Raw genomic sequence first — 19,475 nt, 5'->3', positions numbered from 1 at the left:
GCTTCTCCCTCACGTCCAGGAGGAGCTGACCGCACGGCACGGCAGGTGACCATCACCCCCACGGACCACGACTCCGTCTCCAACGAGGTCGCGTCCGTGGCGCGACCCTTCCTGACGTCGCACGTCGGCCCGCCGCGGCACGCGAGCGTTCGCGCGGGAGCGCTCGATTGACGCCTTCGCGCGGCGCGTGAAACCATCTCCCCGGAGGACCCGGTCGAATGTTCCAGGTCGGAGACATCAGCGCATCCACGGTGCCCACCCTCGCCGAGCTCATCGCGACGCGCATCGGCTACCCCGCCGGCGCGGAGTCGCTGGAGGCGGCGCTCACCGAGCTCGTCAAGGTCTCGGAGAACGTGAGCCTCTCGGACCTGGTCAAGGCGGTCCAGGGCCTCCACGGCGTGACGGCGCTCAAGCTCCGCAAGAGCGCCTTCTTCGTCGAGCATCAAGCGCCCCGGCAGCAGGAGGACCTGGGCGCGAGGCCGGAGCAGCCTCCTCCGCAGGAGGTCAGCGCGAAGACGAGCCTGGGCCTTCCGCCTGGGCTCACGTTCGTCAAGATCCAGGGCCAGGGCGGCTTCGGCATGGTGATGCAAGCCAGGACCCAGGACGGCGAAATCGTCATCGTGAAGCAACTCCAGACAGTCGAAGAGGCCCAGCACGAAGAGCGGGTGATGCGCGCGTTGAACCACCCGAACATCCCCAAGGTGCGCAGCCGCCATCAGGCCTTCCTGGCCATGGACTTCGTCGTCGGCGACGACCTCAAGAGCGAAATCCCCATGCAACCGCAGCGCATCTACCAGGTGGGGCTCGCGGTCCTGGAGACGCTGGCGTACATGCACCAGAACAACTACGTGCATGGGGACATCAAGCCCGCGAACGTCATGCTCACGACCACCGGGCGCTTCATGCTCATCGACTTCGGCGAGTCGAAGACCATCGGCGGCAATCACTCGCGGGTGGAGGCCGACATCCGGATGTTCGGCAACCTCTTGCGTCGACTGATGCTGGGCAACGAGGTCTCCGACGAGGAGGAGTGGCCCACCTGGGTTCCCCTCATCCAGCGCCGGTTGATCGACCGCTGTCGGCAGAAGTTCGGCACCCAGCCAGACCTGCGGGAGATTGTCCGGGTGCTCACGACGTTCAGCGTCCCGCTCCAGGTGGACTGACGAAGCCGCCTCCTGCGTCGGTGATTCAGGATGACTCCTGTAGACTCACACCATGTCTTCTCGTGTGGGTTCGACGGCCGTGGTGCTCGTGTTCGTGTTGCCGTGGTTGGCCATCACCGGGTTCGCCGACTACATGGTCGGCTCCAGCGTGGGGCGCCAGGTGCAATCCGCGAGCTGGCCCACCGCCCAGGGCACCATCACCTCGAGCGAGGTGGAGACGGCGCGTGGAAACAAGAGCATCACGTACGGCCTCAAGGTGGCCTACACGTACTCCGTCGACGGACAACAGCGAGAGGGCCACAAGTACCGCATCACGACCTCGCGCTCGGGGGACATCGAGGAGGCACAGGCCCTGGTCGACCGGTACCCCGTCGGAGCTCGCGTCACCGTGTACCACTCGCCAGGTCCCCCCTCGGAGGCGATCCTCCAGCCGGGCCTCGGCGGCGGAGAGCTGGTCGTGCTCCTGATGTTGCTGCCCTTCAACCTGGTGGCGCTCTATCTGGTGAGGATGGTGGTGCAGTCCTTCAAGCCGAAGCCGCCGCTGCTGTCCCCCTTCACGAGGGAGGACGGCAGCGAGTGCGTGGCGCCCGATGCGCCCGACACGGGCACCTGGGTGGGCCTGGTCATGGGCCCCGCGTCCCTGGCGTGCGTCGTGCTCACGAGCAGCCTCGCGGGCGTCTACCCGCCCGTGCTCGCGGGCGTGGCGGCCTGGGCCGTCGTCATCGCGAGCGGGCTGTTCGTCGGGCGCTACATCCACACCCGGAAGAAGGCCGGCCACTACGAGGTGCGCCTCCACCGCCGGGAGCGGAGGCTCTCCCTGCCGCCCATCCAGGGACGCAAGGCGCGGCTCGAGGTCCGGTGGAGGGACGTGCTGTCGCTGCGTGTCGAGCCCCAGGTGCCGGCGAAGAAGGACACGCACTACCGAGCCACGCTCGAGATCGCCACCGCCGACGGCACCACGCGCCAGGAAGCCGTCTGCGAGTTCACCCGCGAGGAGCAGGCGGCGGCGCTCGCGCAGTGGCTGCGACAGGACCTCCGGGTGGGCGAGGTCTCGCCCGAGGCGCTGCGCTCGGCATGACGACAGCCGCCGCATGAGTCGCGGTGCGCACCCGGCCAGCGCGTGCACGGAGGCTCGCCTGCCCCGTCCACCGCGCCGGGCAGGAGCGACGAGCGCACGCTGTGGGACGCGTGCTTCGACCCTACCCTTCCCCCTGGAACGGGCAGCGCGAGCCTGTCTTTCGGGGGACACATGGAGCGCCTCATCGGAAGCCCCGTGCGAGCCGCACCCTCGCGCGGGGTGTGGCACCGGAGTCGAGCCACGGCCTGGTGGCGCCACTTCACGCTGCCTGGCGCGTGGGTCGCGCTGGTGTTCGCGTGTCTGTCATTCACCCCCTCGCTCCTGCCTCGCAGCGGCCCCTTCCAGGGGCTCGTCAGTGGCATCAGCGCGGTCATCGGCTACGGGCTCGGGGTGGCGGGTGCCTGGCTCTGGCGCGAGTTCGCCAACCGACCTGCGCGCACGCCCAGCCCCCGGGCCTGGCGAGGGTACTTCGGGGTGGCGGCCGTGGCCCTGGCCGCATCCCTGGTGCTGGGCTGGCATTGGCAGGCGAGCATCCGGGAGCGGATGGGGATGCCCCACCCGGGCCGCGCGGGATACCTGTTCGCGCCCTTCATCGCCGCGATCCTCTTCCTCCTGCTCATCGGCGCGGGCCGCGGGTTGCGCGCGCTCTCCCATCGACTGAACGCGCGCCTGTCGCGCCACATCGGCCCACGCGCGGCCCGGGCGACGAGCGGGCTCGCGGTGGCGACGCTCACCTTCCTGCTCCTCAGCGGCGTGCTGTGGGACGGGCTCATCTCCCTGGCGGACCGCACCCTGGCCCTCCAGGACACGACGACCGCCGAGGGCGTGCACCCGCCCCACGGCCCGCTGCGCTCCGGGAGCCCGGACTCCCTCGTGCCTTGGGAGACGCTGGGCCGGGAGGGCCGCAACTTCGTGGCCCGGGGTCCGTCGGTGGAAGAGCTGTCCGCGTTCCATGGCGCCACCGCGGAGGCGCCCATCCGGGTGTATGCCGGCTACGCGTCCGCCCCGGATGCGGAGCGCCGCGCCGAGCTCGCGGTCCGTGACTTGGAGCGGGCGGGGGGCTTCGAGCGCGAATACCTGCTGGTGGTGACCACCACCGGCAGCGGCTGGGTGGTGCCCGAGTCCGTCGATGCCTTCGAGTTCCTCACAGGCGGCGACTCCGCCATCGTCTCCATGCAGTACTCGCATCTGTGGTCCTGGCTCTCCGTCCTGGTGGACCAGCAGCGGGCGCGCGAGGCGGGACGGGCCCTCTTCGACGCCGTCTACGAGCGCTGGGCGCGACTCCCCGAGGACCGCCGTCCCAAGCTGTTCGTGTTCGGGGAGAGCCTGGGCTCGTACGGCGGGGAGACGGCCTTCAGCGGCGAGCGGGACCTGGCCAATCGCACACACGGCGCGCTCTTCGTGGGTCCGCCCCAGTTCAATACCCTGTATCGCGAGTTCACCGACCAGCGCGACGCCGGCAGCCCCGAGGTGGAGCCTGTCTATCGGAGCGGCCGCATCGTCCGCTTCAGCCGTCGCCCGGGCGAGGAGATTCCCCCCGCCTCCGCGCCGTGGGGAGACTCCCGGGTGCTCTATCTGCTGCACCCCTCGGACCCCATCACCTGGTGGAGCCCCCAGCTACTCCTGCGACGGCCGGACTGGCTGCGCGAGCCGCGCGGGGACGACGTCGTGGACGCGGTGGTGTGGCTGCCCTTCGTGACGTTCTGGCAGGTGACGGCCGACCTGCCGCTGGGGATGGCCGTGCCGCCCGGTTACGGACACGTCTACACGGGCGAGCACGTCGACGGATGGCTCGCGTTGCTCCGCCCCGAGGGCTGGACCGCGGAGCAGACCGCGCGCTTGCGCAAGCACCTCCAACCACCGCCCTGACGGTGCGGACCCCGGCCAATCCGAACGATGGGCGTGTCATGTGCCCCAGGCGCTTCAAACCCCATGGGGAACCACTCGCCTGGGAGAGTCGCAAGGACATCCCCCCGAACGCTCCCCATGACGTCGCAGGTGTCACATCCGTGACAGGAATTCACCCCGCCCCGTCGCGGGACCCCATCACTCCCGTGCGGCGGGCCCGATGACGTCGAGCCACTCCCCGTGCGCGCGCGCGGGTGCGCCGACCAACAGGAACTCGCGCACCGAGGTCTCGAAGTCGCGCCAGAAGGAGCCCACGTAGGCGTCCAGCCAGTTCTCCTGGCTGTGGGCCATGAGGCTCGCGGCGACGTGGAGCGCGGGCGCATCCGTCTTGACGGCGACGACGAGCGTGAGCCGGTGGCTCTCCGCGCCCACGCCTGGCGAGGCAGCGTCCAACCGCCAGCGCGCGCCCGTGGGCCCTCTCACCTGCGCGGCGACACACGTGCGGACCGCGCCGGAAAGGTAACGCCCCTCAGGCCCGTAGTGCTCCAACAGGACCTCCGCGGCCCGCCGCGCCCGGGGCAGCGGATTCACGTGGGCCACCCGGAGCCCGGTGTCCAGTTGGAGCGTGCCGCGCAATGCCTCACACGCCTGGAGCTCCGAGCGAGGCGAGGGCAACACGGCGAGCAGGTGACAACCGCCAGGGTGCCCCTCAGAGGAATAGAGCTCCAGGAGGACCTCGACGCGCGAGAAGCCATCCGGGCGCTTCGGCAGCAATGTCAGGGCGAACTCCACGCGCCACGGGGAGTACCCCTCCGGGCACGAGAGCTGCTCGCCGGCATACGGCGTCACCTCCACTTCGTCATGGAACGACACCAGGTCCGAGGTGGCCTGCCGGCGCAGGTCGAGGAACGTCTTCTTCAACCGCGAGGCCTCGGCCTTGGTGGCGAGCTCACCACTCAGCCGGAACGCGTCATGCACGGCCGCGTCCCACAGGTCCATGACATCCCATGGAGGATGGGTCTCCAGGAACCGCTCCAGCGGAGGACGCATCGACGCTTCGGGACTGGACATGCGGCTCCTCGCTCGACACCGGGCTGCAGCCGCCATCATGCAGCGTGGGCCCCATTCGGCGCAGCGACAACGATGGGGCCGGCGCGCGAAGAATCAGGGACCACCGCGTTGGCCTGGAAGCGACCCGGCCGAGGCACACGGCCCCTTCCATCATTCGTCCGAGCGCGGAGCACCTCAGGGGAAACACCTAACGGCGCCGGGTCCACCGAGAGTCTTCGAGGGGGACCATGTCCGACAAGCACCAGCGTCCGACCCCGTCGGCGGAGCGCTCCTGTCACGCGTCACGGGAGGTGGTCGACCTGTATCGCCGCTACAGCGGCGTCGCGTACCAGCGCGCCTTGAGACTCCTGCGCAACGCCGACGAGGCCCGCGACGTCACCCAGGACGCCTTCGTGGCGCTCGTGGCGAGGTGGGAGCGGCTGGCTCCGCGTGGCGCCACGGCCTCGCTGCTCTTCGAAATCTCCACGGGGCTGGCCATCGACCGGCTCCGCAGGAGGAAGCGATGGGAGCAGCCACTCGAGCCGACACCGGAGGACCGCGCCGCACCACTCTCCTGGGAGCCGGTGGCGCGCGGAGGCCACGAGCGCGTGGAGGCCGCCAGGGACCTCACCCTGCTGACGCGCGGCGAGTCCCCACGCACGCTCGCCATCGCCACCCTCCACTACGTGGAAGGACACACGTTGACCGAGGTCGCGGCGACGCTCTCGCTGTCTCCCAGGACGGTCCGGCGCCTGCTCGCGCGCTTCGTCAGCCGCGCGCGCAAGCGGGACCTCCGCCTGGGATGACGCCCGCCCCACCGAAGATAGTTGTCCAGTCCTCCGGGCCTCGAGCGATCCACCTTCCAGCACCCCAACACCCCACCTGGAGTCCACGTGAACCGCTCACTGAAGCACGGGCTGAAGTGTATCTTCCTCATGCCGCTGCTCGCCGCATGCGGACCCGACGCAGCGCTGGAACAGTCCTCCATGCCGGAGTCGACCCCGTCAGAGGTCGTGACCGCCCTCGTCTCCACCCGCGAGGACGCCAAGGAGTCCTCCCCAGGAGACCGCCCCCGCGTCCCCACGCGGCTCGTGCTGGCCCGCGACGCAATCTCCCCCAAGGCCGGGGATGCGCACCTGGGGCCCAACCGCTATGGCCTCATCCTCATCGACCGCTCCGGCTCCATGAACACGGTGCGGACCAGCACCGGCAACACCCGCTGCTATGACTCCGTGAAGCAGGCGGGCGTCGAGCTCAACAACCTCTTCGACCCGAGCGGGGCGGACCGCACGCACGTCGCGGTCTGGACCTTCACGGGCACGGAGGTCACCAAGCTCACCACCGCGCCGGTCGGCAAGGTCGAGGCCCAGGCCGCCATCGACACCCTCATTGGAAAGACGTGCTCGGGCGACACCCCGCTCGCCGAGTCGATGTGCTTCGCCATCGACTACCTGTCCGCCCTGGACCCGGGCTTCACGACGTACCTCTACATCGGCACGGACGGCTACGAGAACTCGAGCGACGGTGCGTGCGCGGGCCCCAGCGGGAGCACGGCGGACCTGGCGAGCTGGCATGGCAAGGTCTTCAAGAAGGCCAATGACAGCCTCGTGAAGACGAGCACGTCCTTCTGGGTCTCCAACACGGACCTGGAGCTGGCGCCCGGCCAGCCGCAGGGGCTCGCCCGGACCTGCAGCGCGTCGGACCCGAAGGTCTGTGACGAGCAGCTCTTCAACAAGCTGGCGACCAGCTCCGGCGGTGAGTATCGCCGCGCGGTGGACACGAACACGTCCTACCCCTGCGCCAGCGCCGCCAGCTGTCCCATCCCCCTCTCCGTGCCGCGCGGCAACGTGCTGCCGTTCAGCGTGAGCAACACCAGCAACGCCACCATCAACACGGCGAACCAGGGCATCCACCTGCTCGCCGGTGAGACGCTCACGGTGGGGACCTGCGGCGTGACGGGCGCCTCGGCGACGGGCGACACCGCCCTGAAGCTCTTCGGCCCCACGGGGTCCGTGGTCGCGCAGAACGACGACAGCTGCGGCCTGCTCTCCCAGGTGACGTACACGGCCAGCGTCACCGGCACCTACCAGGTCCGTGTCGGCTGCTTCGCCAACAACCCCTGCAACGGGCAGGTGGCCTACACCATCACCGGCGGCTTCCCCTTCAGGGCCGCCAACACCAATAACGGCACCGTCAACACCTACAACAGCCCGGTCCATGTGCGGCCCGGCCAGCGCCTGCAGTTGGGGACCTGCAACGTGGCGGGCGCCTCGGCCGTCGGTGACACCATCATCCGGCTCTTCAGCCCGGTGGCGCCTCGCCAGCAGCTCGTCATCAACGACGACGCGTGCCCGGGCGGCCTCTCGTACTTCTCCTACGTCGTGCCCTCGACGGTGGCGGGCACGGCGGAGGTCCGCGTCGGCTGCTTCTCCACCACCGCCTGCAGCGGGAACGTGAGCTACCGCATCGTCGATGACCTGACCGGCGGGCCGTGAGTCGGCGCTGACGCTCACGCGAAGTCCCAAGCCTCCTCCCGGCGCGTCTCTGGCTCCGGGAGGGGGCCGCACGAGCGGGTGCCGAACACCCCAATCGAACGTCCGTTCGACAGGTCGCCTGGTTGAATCACGACGCAAATAGGCAAAAACATCAAAACAGTCAATTTGATTAAATCCGCCAAATTCCAATAACATCCAGGGACCGGTCATCTCGCCGGTACACACCCAAGGACAATCACCCGTGAAGATGAAGTCTCTCATCATCGGTCTGGCATTTGGAGGCATGTTGGCGGCGTGCGGCGGCGCGCCGGAGGAGCTGACGGACGCGGAGGGCACGCTCGGCGAGACAGAGCAGGGCATCTGCGAGGGCTACGACCGGGGCGCGCGGCACTGCACGTTCAAGTGCACGGCCAACGACTGGCGTCATTGGTACGGCTACAACGACGTCGCGTGGGGCCAGTGCGAGAACGTGGCGCGGCGCGACTGCGGCCGAGAGCCGTACAGCGTCTGCTGGAGCATCCCCTGAGCCTGTTCTCCTCCTCACCCCAGGAATCCCTCCCATGAAGACGCTGACGAAGCCCCCGATGATGGCGCTGGCCTCCGTGATGCTCCTCGGCGCGTGCGGCGCCCCTCCCGAGGAGGCGACCGAAGCCTCCACGCTGCCGGCCCCTTCCGGCGTCGTGATGTCCAAGGACCGCGCCCCGGGCGAGGTGAGCGCGTCCTGGACCGCGAACTGTGCCGGCTGGGCCGATGGCGGACGCACGTGTTCGTGGCGCTGCCGCAGCACCAGCGAGTGGATGTGGGCCACGCAGACCGTCGCGTATGGCGACTGCAACGCCTACGCGAACAACTTCTGCGGACGTAACGCCCACGCCGTCTGCTGGAGCAGCAACCCGCATCCGTAGTCACCCCGGAGCGGCCCCCGCCGAGGCCTGTTGCGCTCGGCGGGCGGCTTCGTCCACGCCCGGGGGCCCGGGGAGACTCGGGGGCATGTCCTCGAATGAGCGGCGCTCGGCCTGGCGAGCGCACACGCCTGGGGCACGCGGTGTACCCACGCCCTCGCGTCGAACGACGACCTCGCCGGCACGGTTTCAACCCCGTGCCGGTCGAGGCCTTCCTCAGGACGCGCTCAGAGGGTCTGCACGTAGGTCACGACCACCTGCCCGTGGCCACCGCCGACGGCGGGGGTGTTCACGGCGTTCGCGCCCGCGTTGAACGAGCCGCCACCGCCACCACCGCCACAAGCGCTCGCCGCGCCGCCAGCGCCACCACCGGCGTGGCCACCCGCGCCGCCGCCCGCGCCCGCCGCGCCACCACCGCCGCCGTAGCCGCCGTTGCCATTGAGCGTGCCACCACCGCCCGCGCCGCCAGCGCTGATGGCCACGCCGCCGCCACCACCGCCGGAGCCGGCACCACCCGCGCCCGTGCCACCCGACTGCGTGAGACCCGCGCCGCCACCGCCACCGCCGTGGAAGCCCGCGGCGCCACCGCTGCCGCCATTCGAGCCGATGCCACCATTGGCGCCAGGGCTGCCATTGCCATTCGTCCCCTGGCCCGTCACCGAGGCGTTGACGCCGTTGTAACCGCCACAGCCCGCGCCGCCGCCACCACCCGCCGCGAGCAGCGTCGAGGCCGTCGAGGCCGCGCTGGTCCCCGTCCAGACGAAGGAGCCACCACCGCCACCGCCGTTGGTCCCATTCGCACCCGCGCCGCCGACGAGCAGGGTGAAGGTCGCTCCCGGCGCCGCCGCGAAGTCACCGCGCACCGAGGCGCCGAGCCCCGCCACCGTGTTGTTGTAGGCATTGCCACCGCGCGCGCCCACGGCGGTGAACGTCACCTGACGCACGCCCGAGGGGACGGTGAACGTCTGCGTCGCCCCCGTGTAGTTGAACGTCTGGGTGACGACGACCGACTGCTTCCAGGAGAGGACGACCTGGCCATGGCCCGTGCCGATGGCCGTGGCGTTCACGGCGTTCGAGCCCGCGTTGAACGAGCCGCCGCCGCCGCCACCACCACAGGCGCTCGCCGCGCCGCCAGCGCCACCGCCGCTATAGCCACCCGCCCCACCGCCCGCGCCCGCCGCGCCACCACCCCCGCCAAAGCCACCATTGCCATTGAGGGTGCCACCGCCGCCCGCGCCGCCAGCGCTGATGGCCACGCCGCCGCCACCACCGCCAGAGCCGGCGCCACCGGCGCCCGCCCCGCCCGACTGCGCGAGGCCCGCGCCACCACCGCCACCGCCATGGAAGCCCGCGGCACCGCCACTACCACCGCTGGCGCCCACGCCTCCCGCGGCGCCAGGGCTGCCATTGCCATTCGTCCCCTGGCCCGTCACGAGCGCGTTCACACCATTGAAGCCATTGCAGCCCGCGCCACCGCCACCGCCCGCGGCGATGAACAACGAAGCCGGCGAAGCCGCTCCGGTGCCGAGCCACACGAAGGACCCGCCACCACCGCCTCCATTGGTCCCATTCGCGCCCGCGCCTCCGACGAGTACGGAGACCTGCGCCCCCGCCGTCACCGGGAAATCACCCTGCAGCGAGGCGCCGAGCCCCGCCACCGTGTTGTTGTAGGCATTGCCACCGCGCGCGCCCACGGCCGACACGGTGAGGGTGCTCACTCCCGCGGGCACGGTGAACGTCTGCGTCCCCCCCGTGTAGTTGAACACCTGCGTCTGCGCCCAAGCGGGTGTCCAGAGCAGCGCGGCGCCCATCATCAGCGCGCCCGAGAAACACCTCGCCACTCCGCCCAACGGACGATTCTGTCGATGCATGTTGTACCCCCTCCTGAAGACTTCCACGCGGCGTCCTCCGCCGCGCCGCGGCCCTCAGCAAGAGGCAAGCCAGTTCCCCCGCAGACGAGGCGACCCGCCACGTCGGTGCTCACGTGCGTCCAGAATCAACGCCTCTGCGTCCGTCAAGGAAGCACTCGGGGTGTTTCCTCACGCCCGCAACGGCTCAGGCGTCCGCGACGAGCCCCGTGAGGTCTCGCACGATTCGCCCGTCGACGATGGGCAGACATTCCGCGGGACACTCCTGGGTGAACCGCACGCCCATCGCCCGGGCCCGGTGGAGGAAGCCGTCGAGCCCCTCCAGGCTGGCCTCCGGGATGTCATGCAACACCATCAGCGTGTGGGGCCTCGCGGCGCAGTCCTGGAGCGCCTTCTCGGGCCAGCCCTTCGCATCCAGCCAGTCCCCGGGAACGCTGTTCCAGAGGGCGCACGTGTACTGGTGTCGGACCAGGTGCTCGACGGCGCGAGGACTCAGCAGGTGCGGGCCCAGCTTGCCGCCACCGCCGAAAGGTCGGAACCACTTCGCCGAGGGGACCAGCGGCGCGAGCAGCGCATCCGTGGCGCCAATCTCCGCCTCCACCGCGTCGGGACGCGTGTCCTCGCCGAGCGGCGTGGCGTGCGAGAAGGAGTGGTTCCCCACCCGGTGGCCCTCATCCCGCGCGCGGACCACGAGCTGGCGTCCCTCGTCCGTCACCAGGTGCTTGCCCAGCACGAAGAACCACGCGGGGATGCCGTGCGACGCCAGCACGTCGAGCACCCGTGGCGTCACCACGGGGTCGGGCCCGTTGTCGAACGACAGCGTGAGCAGGCTCACCGGAACACGTTGTTGGACGTGCGGTCCCCGGACAGCCAGCGCTTGAGCTCCTGGTGGGCCTTCTCGCGCCGCGCCTGGAGCAGGTCCGAGGTGATGGCCTGGGGGCTGTCGTGGGTGAACTCGACGATCATCCCGTTCGGGTCCTTCACATAGAGCGAGCGGCAGTAGCCGTGCTCGAGCACGTACGTGTCCGGCTCCGAGTAGCCCGCGGCGCGCAGGCGCTGCTCGATGCCCTGCTGCGTCTCCACGTCGACGTTCAGCGCGATGTGGTGGAACGGCGAGGACGGAATCTCCGGACCGAAGAGCTGCTGGTCCTCGGGCTTCTCGAACTGGAAGAACGCGAGCGCGCTGCCGTCCGCGAGCTCGAAGAAGGTGTGACAGTAGGTGCGCACCGCGCCGAACAGCTCGTCGGACTCGCACCAGGTCGCCACCAGCGGAAGTCCAATCAGGTCCTCGTAGAACCTCCGCGTCGCCTCGAGGTCCTTGGTCACATACGCCGTGTGGTGCAGTCGGCTCGGCAGCTTTGCTTGCGTGGACATGGGTCCTCCCAGGGGGTTGGTCCTCAACGACTCGAGCTCACGACGCGCGGACGACGGGGTTCTTGAGCACGCCCACGCCTTCGACGATGACCTCGCACACATCGCCCTCGCGAAGGAAGCGCGGGGGGTTGCGCGCGGCGCCCACTCCGCTCGGCGTGCCCATGGCGATGACGTCGCCGGGCTGGAGCGTCATGGCCACGGAGAGGTCCGCGAGGACCGTGGCGACGTCGAAGATCATGTCCGACGTGCTCGCGTCCTGGAGGACCTCGCCGCCGACGCGCATCTGGATGCGCAGGCCGCGCGCGCCCGCGGGGAGCTCGTCGGGGGTGACGAGCTCGGGGCCCAGCGGGCCGGTGGCGTCGAAGTTCTTGCCCACCGTCCACTGGTGGGTGCGCTTCTGGTAGTCGCGAATCGAGCCGTCGTTGAAGAGCGTGTAGCCCGCGACCCACTCCAGCGCGCGCTCCTTGGGGATGTGCCGACCCGGGCGCCCCACCACCACCGCCAGCTCCGCCTCGTAGTCGAGCTGACTCGAACAGGTGGGCACCACCATCGGCTCACCGTGGCCCAGCAGACCCGAGGCCACGCGGGAGAAGACCACCGGGTACTTCGGGGCCTCGTAGGTGGCCTCCGCCGCGTGCGCGACGTAGTTGAGCCCCAGGCACAGGAACTTGCTCGGCTCCGGGACGAGCGGCCGATAGCTGAACTCCTCGTCGGAGAGCACCGGTGCTCCCGACCTCCCCGCGATGTGCCGGGCCAGGTCCGCCAGCACGTCCGGCCCCCGCTCGAGCAGCCCTCGCAGCGAGGTGCCGACGCCCGCGTCGAGCGCCGTCACGTTGAGCATTCCCCGGGGCGTGCGCACACCCAGCGCGGGCTCCCCCTTCACCAGAATCGATGCAATCCGCATGGTCGCCGGTCTCCCTCGTGCGAGCGCAAGGCTAGCCAGATGGAACGCCTTGCTCAATCGATTGTCGACAAAATACGCTTTGCATCCAGGATGACACCTTGTGTCAAATCCGCTCCGTGACGTATAGGTCGCCTGTCCGTGAGGAGGCCGATGGCTGCCCCGTCCCGCATCCGGGTTCCCGTATCGGAACCCACGCTCGCATCGACCGTGGTGGACCGCTTGCGAGCGGACATCCTGCAAGGTGGCCTCGCGCCGGGAGAGAAGCTGCGGCTCGAGCACCTGGCGCCGCGCTATGGCGTGGGGCGCACGCCGCTGCGCGAGGCGTGTTGCCGTCTGGCCTCGGAGGGGTTGGTCACCATCGAGGACCAGCGTGGCTTCCGGGTGGCGCCCATCTCCCGGGCGGACCTGTTGGATTTGACGCGGACGCGGCAGCAGATCGAGACGCTCGCGCTGCGTGGGGCCATCGCCCAGGGGGACATCACCTGGGAGGGAGAGGTGACGGCGGCGCTGCACCGGCTGCAGCGCCGGGCTCCGGCGTCCGGCAGCGGCGTGCTGGATGACACCTGGGAGGCAGAGCACGCGCGGTTCCACGCGACGCTGCTGAGCGCCTGCCAGTCGCCGTGGCTGCTCAAGTTCCACGCGATGCTGTTCGACCAGACGGAGCGCTACCGGCGCCTCTCCCTTGCCCATGGCAAGGCCGGACGCAACGTGGAGGACGAGCACGCGGCCCTGGTGAAGGCCACGCTGGACCGGGACGCGGAGCGCGCCTGCGCGCTGCTGACGGAGCACATCGCCAAGACGACCGAGCGGGTGCTCGCGAGCCACCCCGGGCTGCGCGCGGTGTCCGTCCCCGCTCCGAAGGCTTTGCCGACAAAAACCCGGCGACCGCGCGCGAGGGATTGACGCTGAGCCCGCCCGCGCGTACTGCCGGAGGCACATGGTACGCACGCGCTTCGTCGAGGGTTCAGGAGGGGTTCGGCTCGCGGTGAGTGAGTCGGGTCCGGCATCGGGTGCGCCGAGCATCCTCTTCGTGCACGGGCTCGCCCAGGGCCGTGGGAGCTGGGACGAGGTGCTGCGGGGTCGGCTGGCGGAGCGTCACCACCTGGTCGCCATCGACCTGCGCGGGCACGGGGACTCCGACAAGCCCGAGGGCGATGCGCCCTATGTGGACGGGGTCCACTTCGCTGGAGACCTCGCCGCGGTCATCCAGCAGCTCGGGTTGGTACGGCCCGTCGTCGTGCCCTGGTCCTATGGTGGTGTCGTCGTCGGCGACTACTTGCGGCGTCACGGCGACGACGCGCTGGGCGGTCTGTTCTTCGTGGCGGCGGCGCTCAAGACGGGCAAGCCGGCGCGCGCGCTGTTCGGTCCGGGGATGATGTCCAACGCGCGGGGACTGATGTCGGAGGACAGCGCCACCTATGAGGGCTCGGCGCGGGCCTTCGTCGAGGCGTGCGCCGCGGGCAAGCTCGACGCGTCGCGAGTCGACGCGAGCGTGCGGGCCATGCTGCGCGTGCCGGTGAATGTCCGTCGGGCGCTGCTGTCCCGCGCGGAGGATTACTCCGGGGAGCTCGAGCGCTGTGGTCGGCCGGTCGCGACGATTCATGGCGAGTTGGACCAGGTGGTGCTCCCCGCCATGAGTCGTGAGGTGGTGCTGGCGGGTGCCCGCTCGGAGCAGGGGACCTGGCTGCCCGGGGTGGGCCACGTGCCCTTCATCGAGGCTACACCCCGGTTCGAGGACGCGCTGGAGTCGTTCGTGGCTCAGGCGGCCACCTGACGCGACTTGCCGCGCGGGGTGCGCCGTCGCCGCAGCGCCCAGGTCAGCGCCCACAGCCCCCACGGCGTGAGCCCCGTCGGGGAGGCATTGCATCCCAGCCATGCTGGCTCTGGACGACCGGGACCCCGCTCCGGGAGACCTGGCTGTGATTGCCCGCCTCGTCCAGCGCCACCGCGGCGACGAATTGGCAATGCCTGTCTTCCCCATGCTACGCTCCCATGACGTGGCCGGGGGGCGAACGTGCAACCAAACGTGGTGCTTCATCCCTGTGGAGCGACAGCGGACCGGCTTCGGGTCTGGTTGGGCATCTTCGGAAAGACAGCCTCCCCCGCTTCACTCTCCTGGCGTCTGAACGGCGTCGTCGTGGAGCCCTCCACGGTCGTCCGTCCGCTCGAGTCCGTCCGACAGGACACCTTCCTCTCGGGCGCCCCTCCCCGCACGTTCACAGGGGTCTTCGACTTCGTGCTCCCCCTCTCGGCGCAGGGGCGTGCCCACGTCGTGGAAGCGATGATTCCGGACGAGCCCGCGGCATCCCTGACGACGAGCCCTGTCCCCGCGCAGGTCGGGCCAGACTGGAGCCAACCCTTCAACGTGCTCACGATGTCGTGCTTCGACACGGCGACGGACCGAGGCAAGGCCAGGCTCGTGCTGCGCTCACTCCCTCAGCACCTGAGGCCGCATCTCACGCTCCTGACGGGCGACCAGGTCTACCTGGATGCACCGACGCTGGAGAACCTGCCGAACGATGATGTCGCGCTCGCCGAGGTCCTCGAACGAAAGTACATCCATAACTGGAGTGCCCCGGGTGTGTTCAGCCACGTGCTGGACATGGCGCCCACCGTCTGCTGTCCGGACGACCACGAGTACTGGAACAACTATCCCAACTGGTTCTTGTTCGCCAACAACACATGGGGGTCAGCGAGTCGCCAGCGATGGATGGATATCGGCAAGCGCCTCTATCAATGCTTCCAGCACTCGGGCTCCGTGCCCTTCGGGCAACCCATCCGCGTGGACGTGTCTCCACTGTCGTTCCTGGTGGTGGACACGCGCAGCTTCCGTGACGATGGCGGCAACAACAAGGCCCTGCACGACAACGCACTCGCGGCCGTGAGGCAATGGGCCACGAGCCTCAAGGCCTCGGGCCACATCGGTGTCTTCGTTTCAGGGCAGTCTTTGATGGAAGACGCCAAGGGGTGGTTCGGCGCCAGGCTCAAGGACGCGACCCTGGCGAACTTCGACGACTACGCGCCCATCATGGAGGCCTTGCACGCGGCGATGCGCGACGGCTCCGACATCCTGCTCGTCACGGGGGACGTACACTGGAGTCACGTGACTCAACTGGAGCCCGTGGACGCGCTGGTGAATGCGGGAAGGGCCTATGAAGTCGTCTGCTCACCCGCCAGTCTGCTGGCCGCCTTGAGCCCATCCTCCCCGCCTCCCATCCACGAGTGGGCAGGGTCCAAGCGACAGACCGGCATGCGTCTGCCCACGCGAATGGGCAAGGACCTGAAGGGCGACCACGCCTGCATCCTGTCGTTCCGACGCATCGGATTGCGGTCCGCGCCGAGCGTCGAATTGAAGGTCACCTTCGTCCCGCTCACCCCCGGCGAGCCTCCGTATGAGCTGGGGTCGACCCTCGTGCTGCGGCGACGTTGAATCTCAAGGAGCCCACCCATGATGTCGAACACCCGGAGTTCCCCCGCGAAGACGAAGAACCCGCTCCTGGCGGAGCGTCCCCGCGAGCAGCCCCTGGACAGCAATCTGGACTGGCTCAAGAAGCATGGGGAGTCGTCCGCGAAGTCCCCGCAGTCGCTCGCCCTCCTCCTCCTGGGAGGAACGGGCCCGGATGACCTGCGCCTGCGCGTGGCCCAATCGCACGTGCGCCATGACATGACGCCCAGCAGTTGGTCCCATGTCGTGATGATGGAGCCCAGCCCCAGGGGCCTCACGGAGCGCACGGCCCGCGAGGTGTCGCTGACTCCACCGAAGGGCTTCGCGTTCCCCCCACGCACGAACGGTCTTCAAGTGGCCAATCTGGAGACCTACGCGGACCCGCAGCGCTACCCCAACATCGCGGTGCTCCACATCCCGCTCCCCGCCGACCCGGAAGGGGAAGCCAAGGGCCTCCCGACGCCCCTCGAGCATGTCCAGCAGATGCTCGGAGCCTTTCCGTTTCAACGCGGCGTCCTGGACGTCGTCCAGCTCATCACGCTCTGGCTGCCCTTCGTCTGGGGCGTTGGCGCCACGCCCAACCCGCTGCTGGAGGGGCATGGAATCCCTTCCGCGGCCATGGTGGAGGCCATCCTCGCCGCCGCGGGCTACGACATCTCACCCTCGGTCTCCAGCCGCGCCAGTTGCCCGGAGACCATCTGGCAGGCCGCGCGTTGGTGGCATGACTACCTGGCCCGAGAAGGAGCGCCCGGCGCCATCCAGGGCGCCTACACAGCCCCCCATTCCCTCTGTTTCGGCAGCCACGACTGAAGAGCGCCCCACGGTCAGCAGGCGTGCGCGAGCTGCCCCAGGACCGTCGGCTCCAGGAACGTCAAGGTCTGGAGCGTCGGCGCCGTCCTCCGCGCGAGGGACGAGACGACCTTGCTGTCCCCCACTTCCAGCACGCGCGTCACGCCCTGCTCGACGAGCGCCTGCATGCACTGGGACCACAGCACCGGCCCCGTGATTTGGGTCAGCAGCGAGCGCCGGATGCAGACCAGCGTCTTCACCGGCTTCGCGGTGGTGTTGAGCAGCACCGGGTAGCGAGGCATCCGGAGCTGGAGGCCCGCCACCACCGACTTCCACACCTCCTCCACCTGCCCCATCAGCGGCGAGTGAAAGGCATGGCTCACGTCCAACATCACGCACTCCGTCGCCCCCGCCGACAGGGCCACGTCCTTGAACCGCTCCAGGACACTCCGGTCCCCGGACAACACGAACTGCTTCGGGCTGTTGTGGATGGCCATCACCACCACGCCTTCTCTCGCGGCGTCGTGACACAGCTCGGCCAGCCTCACGCCGTCCAGCCCCATGACGGCCAGCATCCCGCCCGGCGTCGTCACGCTCGCCATCAACTGCCCACGCTTCCTCACCGCGCGAACCGCCGTGGCCAATGGCATGCACCCCGCCGCCACCAACGCGGAGAACTCCCCCACGCTGTGCCCCACCACCACCGAGGGCTTCAGCCCCCGCTCCTCCAGCTCCACGAGGCACGCCACGCTCACCGTCACGATGGCGGGCTGCGCGTTCTCGGTCGCCGTCAGCCGCTCGAACGGCCCGTCCAGGCACAGCCGCTTCAAGTCCTCGCCGATGGCGTCCGAGGCCTCCTCGAACACCCTCCGGGCCGCGCTGGAGCGCTCCAGCATCTTCCGCCCCATCCCCACCTTCTGAGAGCCCTGCCCCGGGAAGAGCCAGGCCCACGCCGTGTCGTTCATGTCAGCCCACCGCCGCCGTGACGCCAGGGCCCATCGCCATCCGCTCCACCTCCGCCACCCAGCGCTCGGCGAACTCTCGCGCCGTCTCGTCGCGGACCGTCGGCGAGAGGTACTCGAGCACCCCGTGCACCTCGCCTCCCGAGTGGATGATGACGACACCGAAACAGGGCCTGCCCGTCAGCGAGCCCCGCACCAGCACCCGCTCCGTCTCCACGCCTTCGGGCAGCGCCAACGCCTCGGGCTGCCGGATGGTGCTCACGAGCAGCGAGTAGTTGAACGCGGAGGGGTCCGCGTCGTTGCTCCGCAGCCCCGCCCGGAACATCCCCGGCGGCATGAGCGTCAGCAGCCCCATGTTCACCATGAAGCTCACCGCCTCGTCCGGCTCCCTCAACTTCCGGATGGACTCCGAGAGCGTCTTCTCCAGCGCGGGTGAGCGCAGGTCCTCGGGGCTCGCCACGACCTGCAGCATGCCCAGGTAGTTCCCCAGACCCGAGGGCACCCCCAGCGCGCTCCGCAGGTTCGTGGGAACGAAGGTCCTGAAGCGCAGCTGCTCCTGCCCCCGCTCGCGGCGCAGCGCGCTGGCCGCACGGAAGACCGCGCCCACCAGCAGGTCATTGCGGCTCACGCCCTCCGCCGTGGAGACCGCCTTGAGCCGCTGCCACGTGTCCGCCGGAATCCGCAGCAGGTGGTGCCGCGTGTGCGTGGGCCGCGTGGCCGGGTCATCGGCGAGCACCGCGGAGGCGCCCTTGTCCGTGTCTCCCATGGAGAAGTGACGGCGCACCAGTCTCCACATCCCCGCGAAGCCCCGAGGCCGCAACAGCTCCCGCAGCCGCTGCCCACCATGCCCGGGGAGTCGAGGCGACAGCGCCCGTCCCGCGCGCAGCTCGTTGTACCGACGCACGAGCAGGTCCAGCATCAGCAGCCCACCCTCACCATCAACCGCGCAGTGGTGCACCGTGAGACACAGCCGGTACCCGCCCTCGGGCCGTGGCGCATGAATCACCCGCCACGGAGGCAGTCGCCGCAAGTCCATCGGCGCATCCAACAGGCGTGAGTCCTCCGCCTCCACCGGAGCGTCGGACCAGCACAGCAGCCGCGAGGGCTCCACCCAGGGACGACGGGCGACGAACCTCGCCACGCCCAGCGCCGCCTCGCGCACGAACGAGCGCGCCAACGGGAGCTCGTTCAACACGGCGGCGACAGCGCGCTCCAGCGGCTCGCGCTCCAGCGGCGTGGCCGTGTCCACGAAGTGATGCGAGTTCATCCGCGAGCCAGGACCGTCCTGCAGGTAGAAGTAGCGGTCCAGGCCGTTCAGCTTCAGCGCCTGCGACTCAGGCGCGAGCGGAATCACGAGCAGCATCAACACCGCGGCCACCAGCGGCGGCCATGCGGGCACCACCAGCCACAGCAACGCCGAGGCGACCGCCAACTCCACGAGCAGCCCCCGCCGCGGCACGCGCAACAAGCTCAGCGCGCCATGGGCGAACCCGAGCCAGGCCCACCCACCGAGCCCCGCGGAGAGCAGACACAACACCAGGCCGGCCGCGCGGGTACCCACGACGAACGGCGCTTGAAAGGACGAAGGTGAGGACAT

18 protein-coding genes are annotated in these 19,475 nt (G+C 69.8%); 11 read left to right on the top strand and 7 right to left on the bottom strand.

Annotated elements, in window-relative coordinates:
• Positions 1-218: 218 nt before the first annotated feature.
• The 3 genes from LXT21_RS20470 to LXT21_RS20460 all read left to right on the top strand — a co-directional run bounded on the left by LXT21_RS20470 (position 219) and on the right by LXT21_RS20460 (position 4,110).
• Positions 219-1,163 carry a protein kinase domain-containing protein gene (locus LXT21_RS20470; protein ID WP_254039824.1) on the top strand — a complete coding sequence of 315 codons (945 nt, stop codon included), beginning with the start codon at positions 219-221 and terminating at the stop codon, positions 1,161-1,163.
• Between the two features lie 52 nt (positions 1,164-1,215).
• Positions 1,216-2,241 (top strand): DUF3592 domain-containing protein, encoded by a 1,026-nt coding sequence (locus LXT21_RS20465; protein WP_254039823.1) that lies wholly within the window; start codon positions 1,216-1,218, stop codon positions 2,239-2,241.
• Positions 2,242-2,436: 195 nt separating this feature from the next.
• Positions 2,437-4,110, top strand: a complete 1,674-nt coding sequence (locus LXT21_RS20460; RefSeq protein WP_254039822.1) for an alpha/beta hydrolase — start codon at positions 2,437-2,439, stop codon at positions 4,108-4,110.
• 177 nt (positions 4,111-4,287) lie between these two features.
• Here LXT21_RS20460 and LXT21_RS20455 read toward each other — a convergent pair whose 3' ends face one another.
• Positions 4,288-5,160, bottom strand: coding sequence for a hypothetical protein (locus LXT21_RS20455; protein WP_254039821.1), 873 nt, complete (start codon positions 5,158-5,160; stop codon positions 4,288-4,290).
• A gap of 227 nt (positions 5,161-5,387) precedes the next feature.
• Here LXT21_RS20455 and LXT21_RS20450 point away from each other — a divergent pair, with 227 nt between their 5' ends.
• The 4 genes from LXT21_RS20450 (at position 5,388) to LXT21_RS20435 (ending at position 8,539) form a co-directional block, all read left to right on the top strand.
• Positions 5,388-5,945 carry an RNA polymerase sigma factor gene (locus LXT21_RS20450; RefSeq protein WP_254039820.1) on the top strand — a complete coding sequence of 186 codons (558 nt, stop codon included), beginning with the start codon at positions 5,388-5,390 and terminating at the stop codon, positions 5,943-5,945.
• Positions 5,946-6,032: 87 nt separating this feature from the next.
• Positions 6,033-7,634, top strand: a complete 1,602-nt coding sequence (locus LXT21_RS20445) for a VWA domain-containing protein (protein ID WP_254039819.1) — start codon at positions 6,033-6,035, stop codon at positions 7,632-7,634.
• 241 nt (positions 7,635-7,875) lie between these two features.
• Positions 7,876-8,160, top strand: coding sequence for a hypothetical protein (locus LXT21_RS20440; protein ID WP_407667007.1), 285 nt, complete (start codon positions 7,876-7,878; stop codon positions 8,158-8,160).
• 34 nt (positions 8,161-8,194) lie between these two features.
• Complete coding sequence (locus LXT21_RS20435; protein ID WP_254039818.1) at positions 8,195-8,539, top strand: hypothetical protein; 345 nt, start codon at positions 8,195-8,197, stop codon at positions 8,537-8,539.
• A gap of 224 nt (positions 8,540-8,763) precedes the next feature.
• Here LXT21_RS20435 and LXT21_RS45210 read toward each other — a convergent pair whose 3' ends face one another.
• From LXT21_RS45210 to LXT21_RS20415, 4 genes are all read right to left on the bottom strand, one after another.
• Positions 8,764-10,407, bottom strand: coding sequence for a hypothetical protein (locus tag LXT21_RS45210; RefSeq protein WP_254040134.1), 1,644 nt, complete (start codon positions 10,405-10,407; stop codon positions 8,764-8,766).
• Between the two features lie 184 nt (positions 10,408-10,591).
• On the bottom strand, positions 10,592-11,239 hold the full coding sequence (locus LXT21_RS20425; protein ID WP_254039817.1) for a polysaccharide deacetylase family protein: 648 nt from the start codon (positions 11,237-11,239) through the stop codon (positions 10,592-10,594).
• Positions 11,236-11,778 (bottom strand): VOC family protein, encoded by a 543-nt coding sequence (locus LXT21_RS20420; RefSeq protein WP_254039816.1) that lies wholly within the window; start codon positions 11,776-11,778, stop codon positions 11,236-11,238. Before LXT21_RS20420 ends, LXT21_RS20425 begins: the two co-directional genes overlap by 4 nt.
• Before the next feature lie 37 nt (positions 11,779-11,815).
• Positions 11,816-12,682, bottom strand: a complete 867-nt coding sequence (locus tag LXT21_RS20415; protein WP_254039815.1) for a fumarylacetoacetate hydrolase family protein — start codon at positions 12,680-12,682, stop codon at positions 11,816-11,818.
• 150 nt (positions 12,683-12,832) lie between these two features.
• Between LXT21_RS20415 and LXT21_RS20410 the strand changes: the two genes are divergently transcribed.
• The 4 genes from LXT21_RS20410 (at position 12,833) to LXT21_RS20395 (ending at position 16,937) form a co-directional block, all read left to right on the top strand.
• A complete protein-coding gene (locus LXT21_RS20410; RefSeq protein WP_254039814.1) occupies positions 12,833-13,585 on the top strand; it encodes a GntR family transcriptional regulator in 753 nt (250 codons plus the stop codon).
• Positions 13,586-13,619: 34 nt separating this feature from the next.
• Positions 13,620-14,456 (top strand): alpha/beta fold hydrolase, encoded by an 837-nt coding sequence (locus tag LXT21_RS20405; protein ID WP_254039813.1) that lies wholly within the window; start codon positions 13,620-13,622, stop codon positions 14,454-14,456.
• Positions 14,457-14,819: 363 nt separating this feature from the next.
• A complete protein-coding gene (locus tag LXT21_RS20400) occupies positions 14,820-16,112 on the top strand; it encodes a metallophosphoesterase family protein (protein WP_254039812.1) in 1,293 nt (430 codons plus the stop codon).
• A gap of 18 nt (positions 16,113-16,130) precedes the next feature.
• Positions 16,131-16,937, top strand: coding sequence for a hypothetical protein (locus LXT21_RS20395; RefSeq protein WP_254039811.1), 807 nt, complete (start codon positions 16,131-16,133; stop codon positions 16,935-16,937).
• Between the two features lie 14 nt (positions 16,938-16,951).
• Here LXT21_RS20395 and fabD read toward each other — a convergent pair whose 3' ends face one another.
• Positions 16,952-17,881, bottom strand: a complete 930-nt coding sequence (gene fabD, locus LXT21_RS20390; protein ID WP_267145417.1) for an ACP S-malonyltransferase — start codon at positions 17,879-17,881, stop codon at positions 16,952-16,954.
• A gap of 1 nt (position 17,882) precedes the next feature.
• Positions 17,883-19,475 carry a non-ribosomal peptide synthetase gene (locus LXT21_RS20385; protein WP_254039810.1) on the bottom strand — a complete coding sequence of 531 codons (1,593 nt, stop codon included), beginning with the start codon at positions 19,473-19,475 and terminating at the stop codon, positions 17,883-17,885.

Source organism: Myxococcus guangdongensis (genome assembly GCF_024198255.1).
GTDB lineage: Bacteria > Myxococcota > Myxococcia > Myxococcales > Myxococcaceae > Myxococcus > Myxococcus guangdongensis.
Note: the sequence above shows the minus strand (reverse complement) of the source record. Positions and strands in the feature narration are given on the sequence as shown.

What these genes read in the sequence shown, in the direction of transcription:
- LXT21_RS20470 (WP_254039824.1), top strand. Translation starts at nt 219, where the DNA reads ATGTTCCAGGTCGGAGACATCAGCGCATCCACGGTGCCCACCCTCGCC.
- LXT21_RS20435 (WP_254039818.1), top strand. Translation starts at nt 8,195, where the DNA reads ATGAAGACGCTGACGAAGCCCCCGATGATGGCGCTGGCCTCCGTGATG.
- fabD (WP_267145417.1), bottom strand. Translation starts at nt 17,881, where the DNA reads ATGAACGACACGGCGTGGGCCTGGCTCTTCCCGGGGCAGGGCTCTCAG.
- LXT21_RS20465 (WP_254039823.1), top strand. Translation starts at nt 1,216, where the DNA reads ATGTCTTCTCGTGTGGGTTCGACGGCCGTGGTGCTCGTGTTCGTGTTG.
- LXT21_RS20415 (WP_254039815.1), bottom strand. Translation starts at nt 12,682, where the DNA reads ATGCGGATTGCATCGATTCTGGTGAAGGGGGAGCCCGCGCTGGGTGTG.
- LXT21_RS20395 (WP_254039811.1), top strand. Translation starts at nt 16,131, where the DNA reads ATGATGTCGAACACCCGGAGTTCCCCCGCGAAGACGAAGAACCCGCTC.
- LXT21_RS20405 (WP_254039813.1), top strand. Translation starts at nt 13,620, where the DNA reads ATGGTACGCACGCGCTTCGTCGAGGGTTCAGGAGGGGTTCGGCTCGCG.
- LXT21_RS20410 (WP_254039814.1), top strand. Translation starts at nt 12,833, where the DNA reads ATGGCTGCCCCGTCCCGCATCCGGGTTCCCGTATCGGAACCCACGCTC.
- LXT21_RS20450 (WP_254039820.1), top strand. Translation starts at nt 5,388, where the DNA reads ATGTCCGACAAGCACCAGCGTCCGACCCCGTCGGCGGAGCGCTCCTGT.
- LXT21_RS20385 (WP_254039810.1), bottom strand. Translation starts at nt 19,475, where the DNA reads ATGTCCTCACCTTCGTCCTTTCAAGCGCCGTTCGTCGTGGGTACCCGC.
- LXT21_RS20420 (WP_254039816.1), bottom strand. Translation starts at nt 11,778, where the DNA reads ATGTCCACGCAAGCAAAGCTGCCGAGCCGACTGCACCACACGGCGTAT.
- LXT21_RS45210 (WP_254040134.1), bottom strand. Translation starts at nt 10,407, where the DNA reads ATGCATCGACAGAATCGTCCGTTGGGCGGAGTGGCGAGGTGTTTCTCG.
- LXT21_RS20455 (WP_254039821.1), bottom strand. Translation starts at nt 5,160, where the DNA reads ATGTCCAGTCCCGAAGCGTCGATGCGTCCTCCGCTGGAGCGGTTCCTG.